An 18,377-nucleotide genomic window follows, 5' to 3' on the forward strand; every position below is an offset into this window, starting at 1 on the left:
GCGGGGAGCAGGGTTGGGACTGTCGACACTGGGCCAGGCGGCCGGCATGTTCGCGGTGACGAACATCGACGACCTGGTGCTGCTGGCCGTCTTCTTCGGCCGGCCGGGCAGCGCCTGGCGGGTCGTCGCCGGCCAGTACCTGGGGTTGCTCGGCATCCTCGCCGTTGCGGTGGTCGGCGCCCTCGGGGCCGGCCTGCTGCCCGGGGCCGCCGTCCCCTACCTCGGCCTGCTGCCGCTCTTCCTCGGCCTGCGCGCCGCCTGGCAGGTGTGGCGCGACCGCGGCGCCGACGAGGGCGGCGACGCCCCGGAGGCGGTCGGTGTCCTACAGGTGGCCGCGGTCACCTTCGCCAACGGTGGCGACAACATCGGCGTCTACGTCCCGGTCTTCACCGTCGCCGGGCTCGGCGGCATGACCACCTATATCGCGGTCTTCCTGGCGGGCGTTGCCGTCTGGTGCGCCGCCGGCCTGTTCCTGGCCACCCGGCCGCCGGTGGCCCGCACGCTCGCCCGATGGGGCCACCTGGTGCTGCCGGTGGTCCTGATCGTGATCGGCCTGTCCATCCTGATCGGCGGCCGCTGACCTCAGGTGGGCCAGCGGTGCCGGCCCACGGTGGCCAGGCGCAGGACGGCCGGCTGCCAGGCGCCGCCCCGGGTGAGGTAGACCTTCACGATCACCGGCTGGTCGCCGAGATGGCCGGAGACGGTGACCGCGCGGTCGGTCAGCCGCAGGATCTCCCCGCCGGCCAGGGACAGGCCGGGCACGTCCGCCACCGCGGCCTCGACGCGCGGCCACACCGTCGCCGAGGGGTGGCTTTCGGCGGTCATGGCGCCACCCAGGGGCCGTGCCAGCCGCCGTGGCCGGCGACGAGCCGGTCGGCGCCGGGCGGGCCCCACGTGCCGGGCTCGTACGGCTCGACCGGCGGCGGGTCGTCGATCAGCGGTTGCATGATCCGCCAGGTCTCCTCGACGCCGTCCTGCCGCTGGAAGCGGGTGCTGTTGCCGAGCAGCGCCGCGTGCAGCAGCACCTCGTACGGGGTCGGGCCCTCGCCGCCCTCCTGGGCGAACTCCATGTCGAGGGTGACCGGTTCGGGGCCCTCGGCGTCGGAGCGGTGCGCCTGCATCTGAAGGCGCATTCCGGTCGACGGGTCGAGTTTGATCACCAGTTGGTCGGGTTCGGGCCGGTGCGTCATGCCGGGCACTCGCAGGCCGAGTTTCGGCGGGCGTTTGAAGACCAGGCGGAACTCGGTCTGGGTGACCGGCAGCCGCTTGCCGGTCCGGATGAAGAACGGCACCCCGGACCAGCGCCAGTTGTCGATGTCGAGGCGCATCGCCGCGTACGTCTCGGTCGGTGAATCGGCGGCGACGCCGGGGATCTGCTGGTAGCCGGTGTACTGCCCGCGCACGTAGTGCGCGGGCTCGGCCTCGGCGACCGCGCGCCAGAGCGCCAGCTGGGTGTTCTTCAACATGCTCGGGTCGTGACCGGCCGGCGACTCCATCGCCCCGGCCGCCAGCACCTGCATCAGGTGGTTGACCACGACGTCGCGGACCGCGCCGACCGGGTCGTAGAAGTGGCCGCGGTCCGCGACGCCGAAGCTCTCCGCCATGGTGATCTCGACGGATTCGACGTAGTTGCGGTTCCACACCGGTTCCAGCAGCGTGTTGGCGAACCGGAAGTAGATCAGCTCCTCCAGCCCCATCTTGCCGAGGAAGTGGTCGATGCGGAACAACTGCTCCTCGGGGATGTGCTGGTGGATCTCGGCGGCCAGCGCGACCGCCGACCCGGTGTCGTGGCCGAAGGGTTTCTCCACCACGACCCGCCCGGCGCGGACCAGGCCGGCCTCGGCCAATCCCGCAGTGACCCGGCCGAACAGGAACGGCGGGATCTCCAGGTAGAACACCGGCACCGCGGCGTCACCGATCGCCTCGCCGACCCGGCGGTAGGTGCCGGCGTCGCCGAAGTCGCCGCTCAGGTAACTCATCCGCCCGGTGAGCCGCTCGAACGTCTCCTCCTCGATCTTCTCGCCGGCGCCCTCGATCGCCGCACGGGCGTGACCGGCCAGGTCGTCGTGGCTCCAGTCGTCGACCGCCACCCCGACGATCGGGCAGTCCAGCAGCCGGCGAAGTTCCAGCCGGTAGAGCGAGCGGAAGGTCATCACCCGGGCCAGGTCGCCGGTGATGCCGAAGATGACGAAGACGTCACCCCGCGTGTTCGGTGTCATCGTCAGGTGCCCTTTCGCGGCTCGCTGTCCCCGGTGTGGTCTCCACCGTCGCGCCCACGGCGTGCCCGGCGCATCGTCCGTCCCGGGTGAAACCCGAGTCGCACTCACCCCTGACGGGGGATGCCGCCACCGGCGTCGTGGCCTTTCCTGGACGGGCGGAATTTCGGCTACGGCTCGGCTAGGACGGTGGAACATGGACACCTCGCACACCGGCAGCGCATGGGGCTGGCGGGTCTGGGTCAGCGCGGCGATCGCCGCCGTGCTCGGTGCGGTGATCGGCGGTTTCGTGGTCAACGCGAACGAGCCGTCCTCGGGCAGCCCGTCCGACGGCCCGTCCGCGGTCGCGGGCACCGCGAAGGCGGCCACCTGCGCGGCCACCGAGGTCGCCGAGAAGACGCTGCCGTCGGTGGTGACGATCTCGGCGAGCAACGCCGAGACCGGCGGCACCGGCTCCGGCGAGGTGATCCGCGACGACGGCTACATCCTGACCAACAACCACGTGATCTCGGTGGCGGCCGACGGCGGCCAGGTCAGCGTGCTGTTCAACGACGGCCGCAGCGTGCCGGCCACGATCACCGGCCGCGACCCCAAGGCGGACCTCGCCGTCATCAAGGTCGACGGGCAGGAGAAGCTGCCGGTCATCCCGTTCGGTCAGTCCAAGGACGTGGTCGTCGGCCAGCCGGTGGTCGCGCTGGGCGCCCCGCTCGGGCTGTCCAACACGGTCACCTCGGGCATCGTCAGCGCTCTGGACCGCACCATCGAGGTGCCCGGCGACGACGGCGAGAACGCGCTGCTGGTCTCGGCGCTGCAGACCGACGCCGCGATCAACCCCGGCAACAGCGGCGGCGCGCTGGTCAACTGCGCGGGCCAGCTGATCGGGGTGCCCTCGGCGGGCGCGACGATTCCCAGCTCGGCCGGGGGCGGCGGCAGCGCCGGCGACATCGGCCTCGGCTTCGCCATCCCGGTCGACCTGGCGAAACTCGTCTCCGACGAGATCATCGAGAACGGTACGGTGACGCACGCCTGGTTCGGCGTCAGCGTGATCACGGTGCCGCCCACCCAGGGGCAGCCGGGCGGCGTCTACCTGCGGTCGGTGGTGCCGAACGGGCCGGCTGCCAAGGCCGGCCTGCAGACCGGCGACATGATCACCAGCATCGACGGCAAACCGGTCACCAGCACCAACGATCTGGCGGCCGTGACACTGACCAAGCGGCCCGGTGACACCGTCACGGTCGACTACACCCGGGGCGGCAAACCGGGCAGCGCCAAGGTGACCCTCGGCGCCCAGCAGTAGGGCAGGACCGGTCGGCGCAGCCACGCGCCCGTCCGCCGACGTGATCGCGGGGGCGAGGGTCGAGACCCGTCCCGGATGGGTACATTGCTGCCGTGACGATGGCGGACCGTAGCTGGCAGGCGGCCCCCGAGGGGACGCGGTGCGTGGCTGCTTCCACGGTCGCGAACGACGACTTCGCGATCCTGCTCGGCCTGCGGCAGCGGGCCGGTCTTCCCCCACGCGACGTGCGGTGTGAGCTGGTGGCCGGCCACGACGGCAGCCACATAGCGTTCGCCCTGGCCGCCGAGGGTGGCGACCAGTGGTGGTGGGTGCGCTGGGCGGCGGACGGCAGCGAGGTCGTCGCGCTCGAACCGTGCGACACCGTCTGCCCGGCCGAGCACGACGACTGCCTGCTCCCGGCCGGTCACGCCGGCCCGCACAGCTACGAGTTGTAGCCGTTCACCCTGTGCCGTCTCCCCGGTAGGCGTTTAATCGACATCGACGCCCATCGACGACGCTGGAGGGGGAGACATGTTCGTCCGTACTGTGCGGTGGCTGGCCGCGCCAGTGGTGGCGGGTGCGGTGGCCGCCGCCGGCCTGACCCTGGTGAACCCGTTGAGCCAGGCCGGAGCCGGCGCGCCCGAACGGGGCCGTCCCGGAGTCCGCAACGTCATCTTCATCAACGGCGACGGCATGGCCGCCGCCCACCGCGAGGCCGCCCGGCTGTTCTACGCCGGCATGGACGGCCAGCTGGTGATGGACCGGCTGCCGGTCTCCGGCCAGCTCACCACCAGCCCGGACGACCCGGAGTCGGCGATCACCGACTCGGCCGCCGGGGCGAGCGCCTGGGCCACCGGGGTGCGCACCTACAACGGCGCGATCAGCGTCGACACCGACGGCAACCCGCTGCCCATCCTCGGCGCGCAGGCCAAGGCCGCCGGCAAGGCGACCGGCCTGGTCACCACCGCCCAGGTGACCGACGCCAGCCCGGCGGCGTTCTTCTCCAACTCCACCGACCGGGCCGCCCAGGACGACATCGCCCGGCAATACCTGGAGAAGTCCAAGCCGGACGTCATCCTCGGCGGCGGCGAGGACTGGTGGCTGCCGGCCGGCACCCCGGGCGCCTACCCGGACGCGCCGGCCGAGGACCCGACCGAGGGCAGCCGAGGCACCAAGGGCAACCTGATCGCGCAGGCCCGCGCCGCCGGCTACCAGTACGTCTCCACCCCGGCCCAGCTGGCCGCGGCCCGGCCCGGCAAGCTGCTTGGCCTCTTCGCCAACCAGGAGATGTTCCAGCAGCGCGCGGAGGGCCAGGGCGACATCTACGACCCGGTGGTCAGCCTCGCCACGATGACCAAGAAGGCCCTCGCCAACCTCTCCACCGACCGGGACGGCTTCTTCCTGATGGTCGAGGAGGAGGGCGTGGACGAGTTCGCGCACCGCAACAACGGCCGGCGCACCCTGCAGACCATGGGCGAGCTCGACAAGGCGGTCGCGGTGGCCCGCGCCTACGCCGCCGTGCACCGCGACACCCTGGTCGTGGTGACCGGCGACCACGAGACCGGCGGCCTGGCCGTCGAGGACGTCGACGCCGACGACGAGTCCGGCACCGGCGCGTCCGTCGAGGACGGTCCGTTCCCGGTCAAGGGCAGCGACTTCCAGTTCGTCATCGACTGGACGACCACCGGCCACACCGGCCAGGACGTTCCGGTCACCGCTTACGGCCCGAAGGCCGAGAACTTCACCGGCAAACACCCCAACACCCACGTGTACGACGTACTGGAGCCGCTGCTGACCCGCTGAGCACGACGGTGCCCTCCCATCCGCGAGGTGGGAGGGCACCGTGCGCTCAGGCGTACGTCTCGAACTCGGCGACCCGCGGGGTGCCGGAGGCGCTGGTGATCCGGAAGGTGAGCTTGGTGGTGGAGGTGGCGGCGAAGCTGATCAGCTTCGCGCCGGTGCCGGAGGCCAGCACCGTGCTGCCGTTGAGGACCTGCCAGTTGCCGATCACGCCGGTCGCGCCGGAGGCCTCCCGGATGTTGACCTTCGAGATGGTCTTGGCGGAGCTCCACTTGACCGAGATGTCGCCGGTGGTGCCGCTCGGCGACCAGTAGGTGCTCATGTTGCCGTCCTTGACGTTGCCGTAGCTGGTGCCGTCGGCCTTGCTGGAGCCGTCGGCGCCGGCGCCGATGCTCAGGTTGGTGCCGGACGGCTGCGACGGCGCCGGGGAGGACGGCGCGGGCGACGAGGGGGCGGGCGAGGAGGGCGCGGGCGACGACGGCGGGTTCGAGGTCGGGCCGGTGGTCACCGAGCAGCTGCCGGTGGACACCTGCAGGCCCTTGTTGGCGCCCGCGGTCTGGCTGACGATGTTCGGCACGCAGGACGCGTTGTCCAGCGCGTACGAGTACGGCACGCTCACGCTCGTGTTGGAGGTGACGTTCGGCCCGGCCGGCTTGTTGTCGGTGCCCGGCGCCGACCAGGTCACGTTGTCGAAGATGTTGCCGCTGACCTGCCAGTACCCGGCCTGGTCGGTGTAGAAGGTGCCGAGGACGTCCTTGGAGTCCTTGAAGTAGTTGTTGTCCACCTTGGCCCGCGCCCCGGCCCGCGAGTTGATGCCGGACTCGTTCAGCGAGACGTAGTGGTTGTTGTAGATGTGCGCGATGCCGCCGCGCAGCAGCGGCGTGCGCGAGTCGATGTTCTCGTACTTGTTGTGGTGGAACGTGATGTTGCCGCTGCCGGTGTCGGTCTCGCTGGAGCCGATCAGGCCGCCGCGGCCGGAGTTGCGCAGGATGCTGTAGGACAGCGTCACGTACTCGACGTCGTTCTTCATGTCGAACAGGCCGTCGAAGCCCTCCGACTCGCCGCCGGAGGCCTCCAGGGTGACGTGGTCGACCCAGACGTTGCGGACGGTGCTCTCCATGCCGATCGCGTCGCCGCCGTTGGAGGTCGGCGAGCCCGACTTCTTGACGTTCCGGACGGTCACGTTCTGGATGATGATGTTGCTGGAGTCCCGGATGTGGATGCCCAGCTGGTCGAAGACCGCGCCGCCGCCCACGCCCACGATGGTGACGTTGCTGATCTGCTTGAGCTCGATCAGGCCGGCGGCGGTGTTGCAGCTGTCGCCGGAGACCTTCGCCGTGTTGCCGTGGTTGATGGTGCCCTCTACCTCGATGATGATCGGGGTGCTGCTGCTGGCCCGGGTGCACAGCGCGGTGTGGATCGCGGTGCCGGTGGTGGCCCGCACCCGTGTGCCGCCGGCGCCGCCGGTGGTTCCGCCGTTGGCGGTCGCGAAGCCGGTGACGCCGCCGACCGCTGCCGACGCCTGGTGCGTCGGCAGCGCGACGGCGATCGCGCCACCCGCGGCCGCGGTGACCGCGGCGGCCAGTGCCGCCCGGACTCGCAGTTTCGCCGGTCGATTCATTCTCGCCTCACCTGTCTGGTCGTGGCGTACACCCTCGGTGCCGATGACGCATTGACCGATGTCCATGGGGATGGGCGTGCTTCATCGGCGGCGGGACCTGTGTCATCCGCCGTCGGCTCCGCCGCCTCGACTGTCGATCCGATGCCTCTGAGCACCGGGTAAGCGCTTTCCCGGGAGAATAGGTAAGTGTTGATGGGTCTGGCAAGAGCCGGAAACCTCCTCGACGCAAATCAATGCCCTAGGGGCCGCGTTGCAGTGTTTGTTGTTCGTTTGCGTTACGTTGTGTCACGATCGGACGGTCGCGGTGGATCTTCGGGGGAGGACGCGAGTGGGTGCGGTGCTGCGCCGGATGCGGGCGAACGCCGGACACCTCGGCCTGCTGGCGGTCCTGGCCCTCGCCGCCGCGCTGGTCTTCACCGCGCTGCCCCGGGCCGCCAACGGTTTCACCGACCGCGGGCTGCGGGACGAGGCCGCGGCGGTGCCCTACCTCTCGCGGGACCTGATCTACCGGGCGGTGGCCGGGGAGTCCACGCCGGAGGCCGCCGCCGGACGGCTGTCCACCCTCGAACGCGGCCTGCCCGCGCCGCTGCCGGAGCTGGTGCGGGACCGCTGGTTCGCCGCGAAGATCGGGCCGGAGGAGATCGAGCCCGCCGGGCCGCCGCCCTTCGCCGGGTCGTGCCGGCCCGAGGTGCAGGTCCGCTACCAGAGTGGCTACGAGAGCGCGGTGCGGCTGATCTCCGGGCGGCTGCCCCGGCCGGGAACGGTCACGGAGGTCCTGGCGGACGCGAGCGCCCGGTTGCGGCCGGGCTCGAGCCTGCGCCTGACCAGCGACCGCGGAACGGCGCCGATCACGGTCGTCGGGGTCTTCGCGCCGCGTGACCCGGCGGCGGCGTACTGGGACGGCCTGGCCACCGTGCCGGTCGCCTGCCCCGATCCGCGCGAGGCCACCACGTCGCGGCTCTTCCTGCTCACCGACGCCTCCGGGGTGGCCCGGGCGGGCCGGGCCACCGGCCTTCTGGACTACGAGTGGCGCTACCACCTGGCCGCCGGCCGGCTTCGCGCCGCCGACCTGCCGGCGATCACCGGCGCGGTCGCCGCGGCGCGGCGGGCCGCCCCGGCCGGGCAGGTCGCGCTCGCCACCACCGCAGACGACGTGCTGGCCGGCTTCGACCGGCGGTTGCAGGGGGTACGCGCACTGCTCGCCGTGGTCCGCGCCGGACTGGCCGCCACCCTGCTCGGGCTGATCGTGCTCGCCGCCGCGGTGATGACCGACCGCCGCCGCCCCGAGTTCGCGCTGCTGCGGGCCCGCGGCGCGGGAAACCGGGCGATCGTCGCCCGGACGCTGGGGGAGACGGCCGTGGTCGTGCCCGCCGCCGTCCTCGCCGGGTGGGCGCTCGCCCAGCTCGTCCCGGGCCGGCCGGACCCGGCCGACGGGGTGCTGCTGGCGCTGGCCGGGCTGGTGGCGCTGCTCGCCGCCCCGCTGCTGGCCGTCGCCGGGAGCGGCACGGCCGGAAGGCGAGTCTGGCGGCTCACCGCGGAGGCCTTCGTGGTGCTGCTCGCCGTGCTGGGCGTGACCCTGGTCCGGCGGCGCGGGCTGGCGCCCTCCGACAGCGTGGACCTCTACCTCGTCTCGGTTCCGGTGCTGCTGGGTGTGAGCGCGGCGCTGGTCGCCGTACGTCTGCTGCCGTGGCCGTTGCAGTTGTTCGGCAGGCTGGCCGCGCGGGCGCGTGGCGCCGTGCCGTTCCTCGGGCTGGCCAGGGCGGGCCGCGGCGCCCGGCTGCACGCCGGACCGCTCGCGGTCCTGGTCGTCGCCGTGGTGACCGGCGTGTTCCTGGCCGCGGTCAGCGCCACCGTGAGCGACGCCCGCGACCGCGCCACCGACCGGGAGGTCGCCGCCGACGCCCGGGTCGACGGGTTCGCCTTCGCCCCGGACACCGGGCGACTGCTGGCGGCCGTGCCCGGCGTGGACGCGGTCGCCCCGGTGGTGCTGGAACCGGGCGCCGCGCTGACATCGGCGTCCGGTCGGCGCACCCAGGCTCAGGTGCTCGTGACCACGGGACTCGCAGGCGACCGCACCGGACCCGCCCCGGCCGTGGTGTCGCCGGAGATCGCCGCCGAGGTGGGCGCCGGCGGCACCGTCGAGCTGCAGGGCCGCCGCTACCAGTTCCGGGTCGCCCGCGTCGCCGACGGCCTGCCCACCCTGCAGACCGGCGCGCGCCGGTTCGTCGCGCTGCCGTGGCAGTCGCTGCCGGTCCCCGAGTTCCAGCCGCTCGTGCCGAACCGGTTCCTGGTCAGCGGCGACGGCTTCGACCCGCAGGCGCTGCGCGCGGCGGGCGACGAGGGGCAGCGGGCGAACCTGAGCCGGGTGCTGGGCCAGCCGGTCGAGGTGGCCGCACTGCCGCACCGGGCCACCGTCACCACCTGGGCGCAGCACCGCGCCGCGCTGGGCCGCGGCGGCGTCAACGGCGTGCTCGACTTCACCTATGCGGCCGGTACGGCCGGGGCCGCGCTGCTCGCCCTGCTGGCGGTCGTCCTCATCGTCCTGGCGGACGCGCCCGCCCGGATCCGCGCCCTCTCCCGCCTGCACACCATGGGCCTGTCCCTGCGGCAGGGCCGCGGGCTGCTGCTCTACGAGGTGGTGCCGCCGGTGGCGGTCGCATTCGCCACCGGCGCGCTGGTCGGGGTGCTGCTGCCGGATCTGCTCGGCCCGGCGCTCGGCCTCGGCGAGTTCAGCGCCGGGATCGCCGGGCGCACCAGCGTCGGACCGTGGTTGCCGGCCGCCGCGCTGCTGCTGGTCGCGGCCGCGCTCACCGCCGCCGTCGCGGTGGAGAGCGTCCACAGCCGCCGGATGCTCTGGCGGGCGGGCCCGGCCTTCTGGGATGCTGCCCACAACCCCGGGAGGTAGACGTGCGCATCGGCATCCTCGGCGCCGCGCGGATCGCCGGCGCGGCCATCGTCACTCCGGCCCGCGTGCTCGGGCACGATCTCGCCGCCGTCGCGGCCCGCGACCGGGGCCGGGCCGAGGCGTTCGCCGCCGAGCACGGCATCACCCGCGTGCACGACACCTACGCCGACGTGATCGCCGACCCCGACGTCGACCTGATCTACAACCCGCTGGTCAACTCGCTGCACGCGCAGTGGAACCTCGCCGCCCTGCAGGCCGGCAAGCACGTGCTCAGCGAGAAACCGCTGAGCAGCAACGCCGAGCAGAGCCGCGCCGTGCGCGACGCCGCCCGCACGGCGCCCGGGCGGCTCGTCGAGGCCTTCCACTACCGGCACCACCCGGTCAACCAGCGCCTGCACGACCTGGTCACCGCGAAAGAGCTCGGCGAGATCCGGCGCGTCGAGCTGGTGCTGGCCATCCCGGCGCCGCCGGGCACCGATCCGCGCTGGTCGCTGCCGCTGGCCGGCGGCGCCACCATGGACCTCGGCTGTTACGTGCTCGACGCGGCCCGGGTCCTCGGCACCTGGATCGGCGCCGCGCCCCGGATCACCGGCGTCGAGGCCACCCTGTGGGCGCCCGAGGTGGACGCGTCGATGCGGGCCGACCTCGACTACGGCAACGGGGTCACCGGGCACTGCCGGTGGGACATGGACGCCGCCGAGCGGGTGATGACCTGGACGGTCACCGGCACCGAGGGCGAGGCCACGGTGCGCTCGTTCGCCATCCCGCACTTCGACAACCGGATCACCGTCACCCGGGGCGGCCGCACCGAGGACGAGGCCCTCGGCGACCAGACCTCCTACACCTATCAGCTGGCCCGCTTCATCGACCCCCGGCCCTTCCCGGTCGACCTCGACGGGTCGGTGGCGACCGCCGAGCTGGTCGACGAGTGCTACCGCCAGGCCGGGCTCTCCCCGCGCGGCTAGAGCGCGTCCACCGCCTCCAGGATCGAGGCGGTCACCGACTCCGGATGCGACACGCTGATCGCGTGCGAGGCGCCGGACACCTCACGGACGCCCTTCGCGCCGGCCCGCTCGGCCATGAACCGGTGCGCCGCGACCGGGATGTTCAGGTCGCGGTCGCCGAAGACGAACCACGACGGGACCGAACGCCACGCGGGCGTCGCCGTCGGCAACCCCTCGGTCAGCGCCACATCGGTGACCGGCCGCTGGGTGGCGCTCATCACCGCCGCCTGGTGGGCCGGCAGCTCGGCGGCGAACTGGTGGTGGAAGGCCTCCGGGCGGATCACGAACTCGTGAACCCCTTCGGACAGCGGGTACGCGGCCAGCGCGTCACCGAGGGTGCCGCCGGGGAACCGGTTCGCCAGCGCGAACGCCGACTCACCCGCCTCCGGGGCGAACGCGCAGACGTAGACCAGCCCGGCCACCCGGTCGTTGCCGGCCGCCGCCTCGGTGATCACCATGCCGCCGTACGAGTGCCCGGCCAGCACGATCGGAGTGTCCACGGTGGCGAGCACGTCGCGCAGGTAGGCGGCGTCACCGGGCAGGCTGCGCAGCGGATTCGCGGCCGCGATCACCGGCACCCGGTTGGCCTGCAACAGCTCGATGACCGGCTTCCAGCTGGCCGATTCCGCGAACGCCCCGTGGACGAGGACGACAGTGGGTCTCATGGCGCGGCTCCTTCGTTTGATGGTCGTCACGTTCTGAGACCAGACAGCCGTCCACGGTGTGACACGTGCAAAGGTGGGCGGGTGGAAGATGATCTGCAGGAGGCCGTGGAAGTCTTCACCAGCGTCCGGCCCCGTCTGTTCGGCATCGCCTACCGGATGCTCAGCAGCGCCGCCGAGGCCGAGGACCTGGTGCAGGACGTGTGGCTGCGCTGGCAGACGACCGACCGCAGTGAGGTGATCAACCCGGCCGCGTTCCTGGCCACCACCACGACCCGGCTGGCGATCAACGCCCTGCAGTCCGCCCGGGTGCGGCGCGAGACCTACATCGGGCCGTGGCTGCCGGAACCCGTCGACACCAGCGCCGACCCGTACCTGGGCGCGGAGCGGGGCGAGGCCCTGGAGTTCGCGGCGCTGATCCTGATGGAGAAACTCACCCCCAACGAGCGCGCAGCGTACGTGCTGCGGGAGGCCTTCGACTATCCGTACGGGCAGATCGCCGACATCCTGCAGTCGACCGAACCCGCGGTGCGGCAGCTGGTCAGCCGGGCCCGCAAGCACGTCACCGGTGAGCGGCGCGCCCCGGTCAGCACCGAGGCGCAGAAGCGGCTGCTCACCACGTTCGTCGAGGCCGCCCGCTCCGGCGACATGGCCGCGCTGGAACGGCTGCTCGCCGTCGACGTCGTCAGCCTCTCCGACGGCAACGGCGCCCGCCAGGTGTCCCGCTTCCCGGTGACCGGCGTGATGAAGCTGGCCAACATGTTCCACGTGATCGCCGGCTGGTTCTGGGACGGCGTCGAGGTGCGCTTCGCCGAGACGAACGGGCAGCCCTCCGCGGTGCTGCTGCGCGACGGCCGGGTCGCCGCCGTGCTGGCGATCACCGCGTCGGACGACGGCATCGACCAGCTGCTGTGGATCATGAACCCGGAGAAACTCACCGCGATCTGACGTCACAAAACCGCCCGCTATCCGGTCCTAGGCGGTATGCGAACGATTCTGGTGGTCGGGGGCGGCTACGCGGGCTTCTACACGGCCTGGAAGCTGGAGAAGAAACTGCGGCGCGACGAGGCGCGCGTCGTGGTGGTCGACCCGCGGCCGTACATGACGTATCAGCCGTTCCTGCCCGAGGTGCTGGCCGGCTCGGTCGAGGCCCGGCACGCCGCGGTGTCGCACCGCCGGCACCTGCGGCACACTCGGCTCGTCCCGGGCCGGGTGGTCGCGCTCGATCACGCCCACCGCACGGCGACCGTACGCCCGGTCGAGGGCCCCGAGTACGAGCTGTCGTACGACATCGTGGTGGTGACCGCCGGCGCGGTGAGCCGCAAGCTGGCCATCCCCGGCGTGGCCGAGCAGGCCATCGGCCTCAAGCACGTGGAGGAGGCGGTCGCGATCCGCGACCGGCTGCTGACCGCCTTCGACCGGGCCGCCACCCTGCCGCCCGGACCGCAGCGCCGGCGGCTGCTGACCGTCACCTTCGTCGGCGGCGGCTTCTCCGGCGTCGAGGGCATCGGCGAGCTGCTGTCGCTCGCCACCGCGATGATCCGCAAGTATCCCGAGCTGGACCGCGACGAGCTGAGCTTCCACCTGGTCGAGGCCCGCGACCGGATCCTGCCCGAGGTCACCGACGAACCCGGCCGCTGGGTGGTGCGGCACCTGGAGAAGCGCGGCGCGCACGTCCACCTCGGCGCCCAGCTGGTCTCCGCCGAGGACGGGCATGTGGTGCTCTCCACCGGCGAGGAGTTCGACTCCGACCTGATCGTGTGGACCGCCGGCAACGGCGCCAACCCGATGGTGCGCAGCCACACCGACCTGCCCGTCGACGGCCGCGGCATGCTGCTCGTCCGCACCGACCTGCGGGTCGGCACCGAGACCGAACCGGTCCCGGACGCCTGGGGCGCCGGCGACGACGCCGCCATCCCGGACCTCGCGATGCCCGGCACGGCCACGGTCCCCAACGCGCAGCACGCGGTGCGCCAGGGCAAACTGCTCGCCAGCAACATCGTCGCCACGCTGCGCGGGCGCGAGCCACGCCACTACAAACACCACAGCCTGGGTACGGTGGCCACGCTCGGTCTGGGCCGGGGCATCTTCCAGTACCGGCGGATCGTCATCAAGGGGCTGCCGGCCTGGCTCATGCACCGGGGCTACCACGTGCTGGCCGTGCCGAGCTGGGAGCGCAAGGTCCGGGTGCTCGCGGTCTGGCTGACGGCGGCCCTGTACGGCCGCGACATCGTCTCGCTCGCCTCGGTGCAGGACCCGCGCCGGGAGTTCGTCACCGGCGGTGAGCCGCCCGCGCGATTCGAGCATGCGCGCTCGTCCTGACGATGTCGTGGGCAGGCTCGCCGACGCCTGCCGGGGGCGGGACATCGACGGTATCCGGGCGGTGCTGAACGCCGACGCCGTCGCCGTGTGCGACGGCTGGACGCCGATCTTCGGTGCCGCGCACACCGCCCGGCTGATCTCACTCCTGCTCGGCGTGGAGATCGGCACCGAGTTGACGGTGGAGTCGGTGAACGGCGCCCCCGGGCTGGCGCTGTGGTGTGCCGGCCGGGCCCTGGCGGTGGCCGCTGTGCAGCTACGCGGCAGCCGCGTCGCGGTCGTCTGGATCGTGGTGGACCCGGCGAAACTGGGCGGCTGGCACCGGCGCTGAGCCTTGCATCAGCGGACCATGGTTGCCGTTCCCGGCCCGGAGCACCGTGGAGGAAACACCTGTTCACTGGGAGATGTCATGAGGAAAGTGTCGATGCCGGCGGTGCCTGACCTGGGCGGGCGGCTCGCCCTGGTGACCGGGGCCAGCGGCGGGCTGGGGCTGGAGCTGGCGACCCGGCTGGCCGCCGCGGGGGCCGAGGTGCTGCTCGCCGTTCGCGACGCCGGCAAGGGTCAGGCGGCGCTGGACCGGATCCGGGCCGCGGTGCCGGCGGCCCGGGTCTCGGCGCGGTCGCTGGACCTGGCGTCGCTCACGTCGGTGCACGCGCTGGCGGGGGAACTCGTCGCGGAGAACCGGCCGATCCACGTGCTGGCCAACAACGCCGGGGTGATGGCGCCGGCCACCCGGCACACCACGGTGGACGGGTTCGAGCTGCAGTTCGGCACCAACCACCTGGGGCATTTCGCGCTCACCACCGGGCTGCTGCCGCTGCTGCGCGCCGGGCAGGCCCGGGTCACCACGCTGACCAGCAGTTCCGCCCGGCAGGCCCGGCTCGACTGGGACGATCTGCAGAGCGAGCGGAAATACTTGGCGGTGCGCGCGTACGGGCAGTCCAAGCTGGCCAACCTGCTGTTCGCCCTGGAGCTGGACCGGCGCAGCCGGGCCGGTGGGTGGGGGATCGTGAGCAACGCGGCGCACCCCGGCACCACGCTGACCGGGCTCTACGCGGCCGGGCCCAACCTGGGCCGGGACCGGCCGGCGCCGCACGAGGCGATCTTCGCCCGGCTGAACCGGTGGGGTGTCCTGGTCCAAGGCGTCGACCGGGGGGTGCTGCCCCCGCTCTACGCGGCGGTCGTCCCGGACGCGTTGGGTGGCCGTCTCTACGGGCCGGACGGCTTCGGGCAGTTCACCGGCGGCCCGGCCGAACTGGCCGTCTACCGCTCCGCCCGCGACGAGGGTGAAGCGGCCCGGCTGTGGGAGCACTCCCTCAGCCTCGTTCCCGTGCACTGACGGAGGTCGTGGTGGATCGCGCTCGGCTGGCCGAATATCTGCGGACCCGGCGGGAGGCGCTGCAGCCGGAGGACGTGGGGCTGCCCCGCGGGCGGCGGCGCCGCACCCCGGGGCTGCGCCGTGAGGAGGTGGCGGTGCTCGCGGACATGTCCATCGACTACTACACGCGGCTGGAGCAGCCGCGCGGTCCACACCCGTCGGAGCAGATGCTCGGGGCGCTCGCCCGCGGGCTGCGCCTGTCCCTGGAGGAACGCGACCACCTGTTCCGGCTGGGCGGATACGCGACGCCGCGCCGGGCAGCGGACAGCGAGCACGTCAACCCCGGAATGCTGCGCATCGTCGACGGGTTGCGGGACGCGGCGGCGCAGGTGGTGTCGCACCTGGGGGAGACGCTGGTGCAGACCCGGCTTGCGGTGGCGCTGTTCGGCGATGACGCGGGATATGCGGGGCTGGCGCGCAGCAAGCACTACCGCTGGTTCACCGACCCGGCGACGCGCCTGATCCACCCGGCGGCGGACCGGCCGGAGCAGAGCCGGATCATCGTGGCCGACCTGCACGGTTCTTTCCTGCGCGACGGCGCCGGCTCGCGGGCGGCGGCGATCGTGGACGCGCTGCTGGCGTCGAGCGAGGAGTTCGCCGGGCTGTGGCGGGAGCATCCGGTGGCGAGCACGTACTGCGGGCGGAAACGGTTCGAGCATCCGGAGGTGGGGCTGCTGGAGCTGGACTGCCAGCGCCTCATCGACCCGGATCTGTCGCAGCAGCTGGTGGTGTACACGGCGACGCCGGGGTCGGTGAGCCACGAGAGGTTGCGGTTGCTCTCCGTCGTGGGCGACCAGCTTCTCGATCCCGCGGGCGGCCCCGCGACGCCCTCCGTCGCCTGATCGCGCGGACCGCTCTGCGGCGTCTTCCGCTGGTTGATCGCGCGGGCGGTTCTGCGGCGTCTTCCGCTGGCTGATCGCGCTGGCCACCCCGCCGGGCCCTTCGTTGCCTGATCGCGCCGGCCGCCCTGCAGCGCCTTCCGCTGGCGATCGCGTGGGGGCCGGGTGGCGCATTGCCGCGTCTCTCGCTGGTCTTCGTCGCGCTGCTTAAGCCCGGCGGTCGGGCTGCGGCGTCTCGCGCTGCTTGATCGCGTGTAGCCACGGGCGCTTCGGTCGCCCGTACCATCTCGGCAAGGGCGACCGAAGCAGACCGTAAGTGATCAGCTGGAGAGCCATTCCAGGTAGGTGGTCTTGGCCAGGATCGCGCCCGGCGGCGCGATCAGCGCGTCGCCGGGGACCGCGGCCAGCAGGCCGGCGGTGGGGTCGGTGATCACCGCGCGCCGGTCGCCGCGGGTGCCGAGGGCGATCTTGCCGAGGTCGTCGAAGGCGAAGACCTGCGGGCCGCCGACGTTGCGGATGCCGTTGAGCGGCTCGCCGACGCTGACCTCGGCGACCGCCTCCGCGACGTCCGCGGCGGCCATCGGCTGCACCGGCGTGGACGGCAGGCGCACCGTGTCCTCGTCGGCCGTCCACGACATCATCGCGTCGACGAACTCGTAGAACTGGGTGGCGCGAACGATCGAGTACGGCACCGGGCCGGTCTTCAGGATTTCCTCCTGCAGCACCTTCGCGCGGTAGTAGTCCATGTCCGGTACCTTGTCGACACCCACGATCGACAGGATCACCGCGTGCCCGACGCCGGCGTCCTTCGCGGCGGCCAGCAGGTTGGTCATCGACGTCCGGAAGAACTCGAGCGACGCCTCGTCGAACGTCGGCGAGTTCGTCAGGTTGACGACCACGTCGGCGCCGGCGAGCGCCTCCGGCAGGCCCTTGCCGCTGAGCAGGTCCAGGCCGGTGGAGGGGGAGTGCGGCACGGCCTCGTGTCCGCGTTCGGTCAGAATCCGCACGACGCGCGAGCCGATCAGACCGGTCCCACCGATCACAGCGATCTTCATGACAAAACCCTTTCCTTCGTACGGAGTTCGTCCTCGTCGACGAGAGTGAGCATCGGCTGATCCGGGTCGCACAGCATCGTGACCAGGAACCGCACCGGGATGTCATCGCGGTTGTTGCCGTCCTGGAAGTGGATGACGTCACCGCCCGGCTCCCAGAACGCTTCCCCGGCGCGCACCACCCGGGGCGGCTGGCCCTCGAGTTCGAAGACCATCTCGCCTTCCAGCACGTAGCCGAAGGCCGGCCCGGGATGCCGGTGCGGCGGCGTGCCGGGGTCGCCCGGCGGGTACTCGATGATGATCGTCATGGCGTGCGCGCCCGGCGGCACGAAAGGCGGGTGCGCCTCCTGAACCACGGTGAGCGACATAGCAACCTCCTCGGGGGTCCGATGTCTGCTGTGACCGGACGGCTCGCCGTTTTGTGACGGCGGCTCCGTTTGTGACGGGCGTCTCAGGGGTGTCACAGACGTTCACGCTGCCCGGTCTCGACTTGCAGCGGGACGGCACCGGCCGCCCGGAGCACAGGAGGTTGTCATGAAGGTCGTGGTCATCGGCGGTACCGGTCTGATCGGCTCGAAGGTCGTCGCGCGGCTCGGCGAACACGGTCACGAGGCGGTCGCGGCCTCCCCGAACACCGGCGTCAACACGATCACCGGTGAAGGCCTCGCCGAAGCGCTCACCGGCGCGGATGTGGTGATCGACGTGTCCAATTCGCCGTCGTTCGAGGACGCCGCGGTGATGGAGTTCTTCGAGACGTCCACCCGCAACCTGCTCGCGGCCGAGGCGAAGGCGGGCGTCCGCCACCACGTCGCCCTGTCGGTCGTCGGCACCGACCGGCTGCAGCAGAGCGGCTACTTCCGGGCGAAGGCCGCCCAGGAGAAGCTGATCAAGAACTCGGAGATCCCGTACTCGATCGTGCACGCCACCCAGTTCTTCGAGTTCGCCAAGAGCATGGTGGCCGCCGCCACCGACGGCGACACGGTGCGTTTCGCCCCGGTCTACTTCCAGCCGATCGCCAGCGACGACGTCGCCAAGGCGGTCGGCCGCACCGCGGTCGGCGCCCCGATCAACGGCCTGCTCGAGGTGGCCGGCCCGGAGAAGTTCCGCATGGACGAGTTCTTCCGCGCCGGCCTGGCCAAGCTCGGCGACCCCCGCGAGGTCGTGACGGACCCGGCCGCGAAGTACTTCGGCGCCGACCTGGCCGAGAACACCCTGGTGCCGGGCCCGGACGCCACGATCGGCGAGATCACCTACGCGGCGTTCAAGGCCAGCTGAGCCTTCCTGTTCCGGCCTCGCCCGCCCACT

General features: G+C 72.3%; 18 protein-coding genes. 12 read left to right on the plus strand and 6 right to left on the minus strand.

Annotated elements, in window-relative coordinates:
• The first annotated feature begins 13 nt into the window (after positions 1-13).
• Positions 14-580 (plus strand): cadmium resistance transporter, encoded by a 567-nt coding sequence (locus AB0F81_RS16315; RefSeq protein ID WP_360197430.1) that lies wholly within the window; start codon positions 14-16, stop codon positions 578-580.
• Between the two features lie 2 nt (positions 581-582).
• On the opposite strand, the gene AB0F81_RS16320 is transcribed toward AB0F81_RS16315, so the two are convergent.
• Both AB0F81_RS16320 and AB0F81_RS16325 read right to left on the minus strand, forming a co-directional pair.
• The gene (locus AB0F81_RS16320; RefSeq protein ID WP_360197432.1) at positions 583-825 is read right to left on the minus strand and encodes a hypothetical protein; all 243 of its coding nucleotides are present in this window, start codon (positions 823-825) and stop codon (positions 583-585) included.
• Entirely contained in the window at positions 822-2,219 is a 1,398-nt protein-coding gene (locus tag AB0F81_RS16325; protein ID WP_360197435.1) for a glucose-6-phosphate dehydrogenase, read from the minus strand. The genes AB0F81_RS16320 and AB0F81_RS16325 overlap by 4 nt, the downstream gene beginning before the upstream one ends.
• Positions 2,220-2,412: 193 nt before the next feature.
• Between AB0F81_RS16325 and AB0F81_RS16330 the strand changes: the two genes are divergently transcribed.
• The 3 genes from AB0F81_RS16330 (at position 2,413) to AB0F81_RS16340 (ending at position 5,295) form a co-directional block, all read left to right on the plus strand.
• Positions 2,413-3,513, plus strand: coding sequence for a trypsin-like peptidase domain-containing protein (locus tag AB0F81_RS16330; protein WP_360197438.1), 1,101 nt, complete (start codon positions 2,413-2,415; stop codon positions 3,511-3,513).
• Positions 3,514-3,605: 92 nt separating this feature from the next.
• Positions 3,606-3,947, plus strand: a complete 342-nt coding sequence (locus AB0F81_RS16335; protein WP_360197441.1) for a hypothetical protein — start codon at positions 3,606-3,608, stop codon at positions 3,945-3,947.
• Between the two features lie 76 nt (positions 3,948-4,023).
• Complete coding sequence (locus AB0F81_RS16340; RefSeq protein WP_360197444.1) at positions 4,024-5,295, plus strand: alkaline phosphatase; 1,272 nt, start codon at positions 4,024-4,026, stop codon at positions 5,293-5,295.
• A 46-nt stretch (positions 5,296-5,341) separates the two neighbouring features.
• Here the strand turns inward: AB0F81_RS16340 and AB0F81_RS16345 are convergent, their stop codons facing one another.
• Positions 5,342-6,913: a pectate lyase gene (locus AB0F81_RS16345; protein ID WP_360197447.1), complete on the minus strand. Its 1,572-nt coding sequence runs from the start codon at positions 6,911-6,913 to the stop codon at positions 5,342-5,344.
• Between the two features lie 328 nt (positions 6,914-7,241).
• Here AB0F81_RS16345 and AB0F81_RS16350 point away from each other — a divergent pair, with 328 nt between their 5' ends.
• Both AB0F81_RS16350 and AB0F81_RS16355 read left to right on the plus strand, forming a co-directional pair.
• The gene (locus AB0F81_RS16350) at positions 7,242-9,818 is read left to right on the plus strand and encodes an FtsX-like permease family protein (RefSeq protein ID WP_360197449.1); all 2,577 of its coding nucleotides are present in this window, start codon (positions 7,242-7,244) and stop codon (positions 9,816-9,818) included.
• Positions 9,819-9,820: 2 nt separating this feature from the next.
• Entirely contained in the window at positions 9,821-10,783 is a 963-nt protein-coding gene (locus AB0F81_RS16355) for a Gfo/Idh/MocA family oxidoreductase (RefSeq protein ID WP_360197452.1), read from the plus strand.
• Here the strand turns inward: AB0F81_RS16355 and AB0F81_RS16360 are convergent.
• Positions 10,780-11,487: an alpha/beta hydrolase gene (locus AB0F81_RS16360; protein WP_360197454.1), complete on the minus strand. Its 708-nt coding sequence runs from the start codon at positions 11,485-11,487 to the stop codon at positions 10,780-10,782. The genes AB0F81_RS16355 and AB0F81_RS16360 overlap by 4 nt on opposite strands.
• An 81-nt stretch (positions 11,488-11,568) precedes the next feature.
• Here AB0F81_RS16360 and AB0F81_RS16365 point away from each other — a divergent pair, with 81 nt between their 5' ends.
• The 5 genes from AB0F81_RS16365 (at position 11,569) to AB0F81_RS16385 (ending at position 16,023) form a co-directional block, all read left to right on the plus strand.
• Entirely contained in the window at positions 11,569-12,432 is an 864-nt protein-coding gene (locus tag AB0F81_RS16365) for an RNA polymerase sigma-70 factor (protein ID WP_360197457.1), read from the plus strand.
• 36 nt (positions 12,433-12,468) lie between these two features.
• On the plus strand, positions 12,469-13,806 hold the full coding sequence (locus tag AB0F81_RS16370) for an NAD(P)/FAD-dependent oxidoreductase (protein WP_360197460.1): 1,338 nt from the start codon (positions 12,469-12,471) through the stop codon (positions 13,804-13,806).
• Positions 13,790-14,134, plus strand: coding sequence for a siderophore-interacting protein (locus tag AB0F81_RS16375; protein WP_360197463.1), 345 nt, complete (start codon positions 13,790-13,792; stop codon positions 14,132-14,134). Before AB0F81_RS16370 ends, AB0F81_RS16375 begins: the two co-directional genes overlap by 17 nt.
• A gap of 78 nt (positions 14,135-14,212) precedes the next feature.
• Entirely contained in the window at positions 14,213-15,142 is a 930-nt protein-coding gene (locus tag AB0F81_RS16380) for an SDR family oxidoreductase (protein WP_360197466.1), read from the plus strand.
• A gap of 11 nt (positions 15,143-15,153) precedes the next feature.
• Positions 15,154-16,023 carry a helix-turn-helix transcriptional regulator gene (locus AB0F81_RS16385; RefSeq protein ID WP_360197469.1) on the plus strand — a complete coding sequence of 290 codons (870 nt, stop codon included), beginning with the start codon at positions 15,154-15,156 and terminating at the stop codon, positions 16,021-16,023.
• 317 nt (positions 16,024-16,340) lie between these two features.
• Here AB0F81_RS16385 and AB0F81_RS16390 read toward each other — a convergent pair whose 3' ends face one another.
• Both AB0F81_RS16390 and AB0F81_RS16395 read right to left on the minus strand, forming a co-directional pair.
• Positions 16,341-17,075 carry an SDR family oxidoreductase gene (locus AB0F81_RS16390; protein ID WP_360197472.1) on the minus strand — a complete coding sequence of 245 codons (735 nt, stop codon included), beginning with the start codon at positions 17,073-17,075 and terminating at the stop codon, positions 16,341-16,343.
• Positions 17,072-17,440: a cupin domain-containing protein gene (locus AB0F81_RS16395; protein WP_360197475.1), complete on the minus strand. Its 369-nt coding sequence runs from the start codon at positions 17,438-17,440 to the stop codon at positions 17,072-17,074. The genes AB0F81_RS16390 and AB0F81_RS16395 overlap by 4 nt, the downstream gene beginning before the upstream one ends.
• A 166-nt stretch (positions 17,441-17,606) precedes the next feature.
• Here AB0F81_RS16395 and AB0F81_RS16400 point away from each other — a divergent pair, with 166 nt between their 5' ends.
• A complete protein-coding gene (locus AB0F81_RS16400) occupies positions 17,607-18,347 on the plus strand; it encodes an SDR family oxidoreductase (RefSeq protein WP_360197478.1) in 741 nt (246 codons plus the stop codon).
• Positions 18,348-18,377: the final 30 nt, after the last annotated feature.

It is taken from the genome of Actinoplanes sp. NPDC024001, from assembly GCF_040638955.1.
GTDB lineage: Bacteria > Actinomycetota > Actinomycetes > Mycobacteriales > Micromonosporaceae > Actinoplanes.

Bases quoted from the DNA above. Each gene is read 5' to 3' on its own strand.
- AB0F81_RS16320 (WP_360197432.1), bottom strand. From the start codon at position 825: ATGACCGCCGAAAGCCACCCCTCGGCGACGGTGTGGCCGCGCGTCGAG.
- AB0F81_RS16325 (WP_360197435.1), bottom strand. From the start codon at position 2,219: ATGACACCGAACACGCGGGGTGACGTCTTCGTCATCTTCGGCATCACC.
- AB0F81_RS16330 (WP_360197438.1), top strand. From the start codon at position 2,413: ATGGACACCTCGCACACCGGCAGCGCATGGGGCTGGCGGGTCTGGGTC.
- AB0F81_RS16340 (WP_360197444.1), top strand. From the start codon at position 4,024: ATGTTCGTCCGTACTGTGCGGTGGCTGGCCGCGCCAGTGGTGGCGGGT.
- AB0F81_RS16345 (WP_360197447.1), bottom strand. From the start codon at position 6,913: ATGAATCGACCGGCGAAACTGCGAGTCCGGGCGGCACTGGCCGCCGCG.
- AB0F81_RS16360 (WP_360197454.1), bottom strand. From the start codon at position 11,487: ATGAGACCCACTGTCGTCCTCGTCCACGGGGCGTTCGCGGAATCGGCC.
- AB0F81_RS16370 (WP_360197460.1), top strand. From the start codon at position 12,469: ATGCGAACGATTCTGGTGGTCGGGGGCGGCTACGCGGGCTTCTACACG.
- AB0F81_RS16375 (WP_360197463.1), top strand. From the start codon at position 13,790: ATGCGCGCTCGTCCTGACGATGTCGTGGGCAGGCTCGCCGACGCCTGC.
- AB0F81_RS16380 (WP_360197466.1), top strand. From the start codon at position 14,213: ATGAGGAAAGTGTCGATGCCGGCGGTGCCTGACCTGGGCGGGCGGCTC.
- AB0F81_RS16390 (WP_360197472.1), bottom strand. From the start codon at position 17,075: ATGAAGATCGCTGTGATCGGTGGGACCGGTCTGATCGGCTCGCGCGTC.
- AB0F81_RS16395 (WP_360197475.1), bottom strand. From the start codon at position 17,440: ATGTCGCTCACCGTGGTTCAGGAGGCGCACCCGCCTTTCGTGCCGCCG.
- AB0F81_RS16400 (WP_360197478.1), top strand. From the start codon at position 17,607: ATGAAGGTCGTGGTCATCGGCGGTACCGGTCTGATCGGCTCGAAGGTC.